A 4,595-nucleotide genomic window follows, 5' to 3' on the forward strand; every position below is an offset into this window, starting at 1 on the left:
GGCGCGTCGGAGGCGTCGGGCGTCGGCGCGCGGCCGGTCGGCGCGGAGGTGCCGGCGGTGCTGGTCCGGGCGGGCTGGGCGGTGACGTCCTCGTCGGGCATCTCGACCTCCTGGGTCGGGGGCTCCCTGGGCCGACGGGGCCGCCCCCGTGGGTCTCCTCCGCCGGTTCGTCGATCGTAGTCACGGCCGGACCGGCCCGCGCGGGGCCGAGGTCCCGCGGCGGGGGCGAGCGCCGCGGTCGGGCGTCGTCGGGTCCGCCGTCGAATGAGTCGGACGGCCGGACGTCTCGACCGATCAGAACCCTCGTTGGCGCGCACCCGGGACGGGACGAGGGTGGAGAGCGGGCTCGTGGTCGCGAGCCCGCCCGCCGGTCCGAAGGAGCGCTACGCCATGTCCGAGCTCACCGTCCTCGCCAGCCCGAGCCGCTATGTCCAGGGGAAGGGGGCGCTCGACGCGCTCGGCACCCATCTCGCCGCCCTCGGGAGCAGCCCGCTGCTCGTCGCCGACGACATCGTCTGGGGGCTCTTCTCCGAGCAGGTCGGCGCCTCCTTCGCCGCGGCGGACCTGCCCGTCGTGCGCGTCGGCTTCGAGCGCTTCGCGACGCCCGATGCCGTCGACGCGCTGGTCGTCGCGATCGCCGCCGGCGGCCACGACGTGATCGTGGGCCTCGGCGGCGGGTCGACCATCGACGCCGCGAAGGCGGCCGGGCACCTCGCCGGGATCCGTTGGGCGAGCGTGCCCACGGCGGCCTCCTCCGACGCGCCGAACTCCGCGCTCGCGGTGATCTACACGCCCGAGGGCGAGTTCCACGAGTACCGCTTTGTCCCCCGCAACCCGGACCTCGTCCTCATCGACACCCAGGTCGTGGCCGAGGCGCCGGTGTGCTTCCTCGCCGCCGGGATCGGCGACGCGCTGGCCACCTGGCTCGAGGCGCGCGCCACCCGCCGCGGCACCGGCACGGCGATGGCCGGCGGTCGCCCCACCCTCGCCGGCACCGCGCTGGCGGAGCTGAGCTGGGACATCCTGTGGGAGAACGCGCTGCCGGCGCTCGATGCGGTCGCCGCGCGCGTGGTCACTCCCGCCCTGGAGGCCGTGGTCGAGGCGAACACGCTGCTGTCCGGGCTGGGGTTCGAGTCCGGAGGCCTCGCCGCCGCACATCATCCACAACGGGCTGACCGCCGCCCCGCAGACGCACGGGCTCACCCACGGCCAGAAGGTCAACATCGGCTCCCTCGCCCAGCTCGTCCTCGAGGGCACCCCCGCCCAGGAGATCGAGGACTTCATCGTGTTCACGACGAAGGTGGGCCTGCCGAACACCCTCAGCGAGATCGGGCTGACCCCCGAGGACCGGAAGGAGCTCCGCGCGGTCGCCGAGGCCGCGACGGTGGAGGGCGAGACGATCCACTCGATGCCCTTCCCGGTGACGGCCGACGACGTCCTGGCCGCGCTCACCGCCCTCGAGGGGCTGTCGCGACGCGTGCGCCGGGAGCACGGCCTGCCCGAGCCCGAGCTGTACACCGGCGGAGGCCACTGACCCCGGCTCGTCGAGGTCCCGGGGCGGGGGCGGGTCCACGCTCCCGATGGACCTCCGCCTCCGGGTCCGACGGTCGAGTGGCGCGGCCGCTCCCCGTTCGTCGTCGCCCGCGTGCCGAGCGGGCGGCGGCGCCGGGCACGGTCCGTCCGCCGCCGCTCCGGCTCAGCGGGGGCGTCGCCGGTCGTGGGCGATCCGCGAGATGTCCAGGTCCGGCACCACCATCACCGGGCCCTCCGCCCGCTCAAGGAGGCCGCGGGAGACCGAGCCGAGCAGGGCGCTCATCATGCGGCCCCGTCCACGGGTCCCCACCACCGTCAGCCGCGCGTCGCGCGAGCGCTCCACGAGCAGGGCGACGGGGTCGCCGACCTCGACCGAGGCGGTGACCGCCACCTCGGGGCTCCGGTCGCGCAGCGCCCGGGCCTCGCCCTCGAGCAGGGCGAGGAGCTCCTCCCGCTGTCGGTCCAGGAACTGCTGGTCGGGCACCGTGGCGAGCGCGGAGGCGGACCAGGTGTCCAGCGGCGGGATCGCCTGCAGCAGGTGCAGCGGCGCCCCGGCTGCCGCCGCCGCCCGCTGCGCGAGGGTGGTCAGCGTGCTGTCCTCGCTGCCGTCCAGCCCCACCACCACGGGCTCCGTGCCCGGCACCTGGGTGAAGCGCTCGCGACCGGTGGTCTCGGGCACCACGTAGCTGGAGGGGACCACCACCGTCGGGCAGTGGGCATGGGCGGGCAGCGCCTCGGAGACCGAGCCCAGCAGGCGCCCCAGGAAGCCGCCCCGGCCGCGAGAGCCGACGACGGCGAGGCGGGCGAGCGCGGAGAGCTCGACGAGCACGCCGGCCGCATCGCCCTGGACGGACTCGAGCGCGACCTCGCCCGGATAGCCCTCCAGGTGCGGGAGGGCGCCCGCGGCGACCTGCCGGGACGCGGCCGCGCGGGCCTCGTCCTCGGGCACCGGCGGCAGCGAGGCCATGTTCGGGTAGACCATCACGGGCACCGTGAACGCGGAGACCACCGTGAGCCGGCAGCCGATCCCCAGCGCCATCGTGGCCGCGTAGTGGAGTGCCTGGATCGCCTGGTCGGAGCCGTCGTAGCCGACGAGCACCCCGACCGGGCGGGACTCGGGATCGAAGAGCAGGGGAGTGGAGCTGTCGTCGGCGGGCATCGGGGCCTCCGTTCCGGGGGCGCGGCGCGACCGGCGACGGGATGCCCCCATCGGTCGAGCCCGCCGTCGGTACCTCCGAGGGTACGACCGTCCGGCCTGCGCGGCCAGGGCCGAGGTCCCTGGCCTTGCCCCCCGGATGCACCTCCCGACCCGCCCCTCGCGTCGTGGCCGCGGGCGGCGCGGGCGTCCCGTCGCCCGTCCGACAGCGGGAGCGGCCGGGCGACGGGAGACGGATCAGCCCCTCGGCGTCCCGAAGCGCGGGGCGGGCAGCGGCGGCGCGACCGCGGCCGGGGTCTCCTCCAGCAGCGCGAGCGCCTCCGTGACGCCGCGGGCGAGCTGCGGGTCGTCGCCCGCCACCCAGGCGCTCGGCGGCAGCGGCACCTCGATGTCGGGCTCCACGCCGTAGTTCTCGATCGCCCAGTCCTCGCCCTCGAACCAGCTGGCGTACTTCGGCTGTGTCACGCCGGTGCCGTCGACCAGGTCGTAGCGGCCGTCGATCCCGATCACACCGCCCCAGGTGCGCGTGCCGATGACCGGCCCGACCTCCAGGGCGCGGGAGACGGCGTTCACGATGTCGCCGTCGGAGCCCGCCTCCTGGTTCGTCACCAGCACCACCGCGCCGCGCGGCGCGAAGGCGGGGTAGGTGCCCGGCCGCTCGTGGCGCGGGTAGTCCCAGGACAGCACCCGACGCGCGATCCGGTCGGTGACCAGCTGCGAGGTGTGGCCGCCGCTGTTGTAGCGCACGTCCACGACCAGGCCCTCCTTCGTGGTCGCCTCGCGCAGGTCGCGGTGCATCTGCGCCCAGCCGGAGGAGACCATGTCGGGGACGTGCAGGTAGCCGAGCCGGCCGCCGGAGAGCTCGGCGACCAGGGCGCGGCGCGACTCGACCCACGCCTGGTAGCGCAGCGCCGAGTCGTCGCCCAGCGGCGTGACCGCCACCCGGTGCTCGGCGCCGTCGCGCCCGAGGACCAGCTCGGTCGCCTTCCCGGCGGAGCCGACGAGCGCCACCTCGATCCCCTCGGGGCCGACGTCCCGGCCGTCCACGCGCAGCACCGCATCGCCCACGCGGGCATCGACGCCGGGGGCGAGCAGCGGGGAGCGGGCGTCCGGGTCGGAGGAGTCGCCCGGCAGGATCCGGGTGATCACCCAGCGCCCGCCCTGGCGCTCGAGGTCCGCGCCGAGATGGGCCGGCAGCATCGGCGGATCGGCCTTGTACACCCCGCCCTGCACGTAGGCGTGCGAGGTGCCGAGCTCGCCCTGGACCTCCCACATCATGTCCTGGAAGTCGTCCTCGGTGACCAGGCGCTCGATGACCGGGTCGTACCAGGAGGTCATCGCGTGCCAGTCCATGCCGTCCATGTCCGCGCGCCAGTACTGCTGAGCCATGATCCGGTAGTTGTCCCAGAGCATGCCGCGTCGCTCCCTGACCGGGTCGACGGTCAGGCGCAGGCGCCCCGTGTCGATGACGATGCGGGCGGGGTCCTCGTCCTCGGCCTTGCGGGTCGCGGGGACCTGCACCCAGTTCTCGCCCTGCCGGATCACCAGGGTTTCGCCGTCGCCGGAGACGGTCAGGTCGGTGACGTCCTCGGCGAGGACGGTGTGCTTGCGGTCCGCGAGGGACCAGTGCTCGAGGGCCGGCGAGGGGGCCTCGCCCTCGACACCGGCGCGGGCCGAGCCCAGCACCCCCTGCTGGGGGTGGCGCAGCCAGACGAAGCCGCCGGTCACGGCGGTGAGATGCGAGTAGTAGCCGGAGACGACGGGGAAGGGCACCAGGCGCGACTCGACCTGCTCGAGGTCGATGCGGGTGGCCGGCGGGCGGTGCGCGTCCTCCGCCCCGGCGGCGGAGTGCGAGGTCGCGGGGCGGGAGGACGCCTCGGCCGCGGCGGCGCTCGCAGAGGTGCCC

At 75.6% G+C, this 4,595-nt stretch carries 2 protein-coding genes and 1 pseudogene; 1 reads left to right on the top strand and 2 read right to left on the bottom strand.

Going from position 1 to position 4,595, the window contains the following annotated elements; genetic code table 11:
• Window positions 1-390 precede the first annotated feature (390 nt).
• Window positions 391-1,534 (top strand): annotated as a pseudogene (locus tag HMPREF3159_RS10180) (glycerol dehydrogenase).
• A gap of 162 nt (window positions 1,535-1,696) precedes the next feature.
• Here the strand turns inward: HMPREF3159_RS10180 and HMPREF3159_RS10185 are convergent.
• Both HMPREF3159_RS10185 and HMPREF3159_RS10190 read right to left on the bottom strand, forming a co-directional pair.
• Complete coding sequence (locus HMPREF3159_RS10185; RefSeq protein ID WP_070500932.1) at window positions 1,697-2,692, bottom strand: universal stress protein; 996 nt, start codon at window positions 2,690-2,692, stop codon at window positions 1,697-1,699.
• A gap of 234 nt (window positions 2,693-2,926) precedes the next feature.
• Window positions 2,927-4,595: S41 family peptidase (locus HMPREF3159_RS10190; RefSeq protein ID WP_210388864.1), on the bottom strand; the 1,669-nt coding region annotated here is incomplete at its 5' end.

The sequence above is a fragment of the Brachybacterium sp. HMSC06H03 genome (genome assembly GCF_001807385.1).
GTDB lineage: Bacteria > Actinomycetota > Actinomycetes > Actinomycetales > Dermabacteraceae > Brachybacterium > Brachybacterium conglomeratum.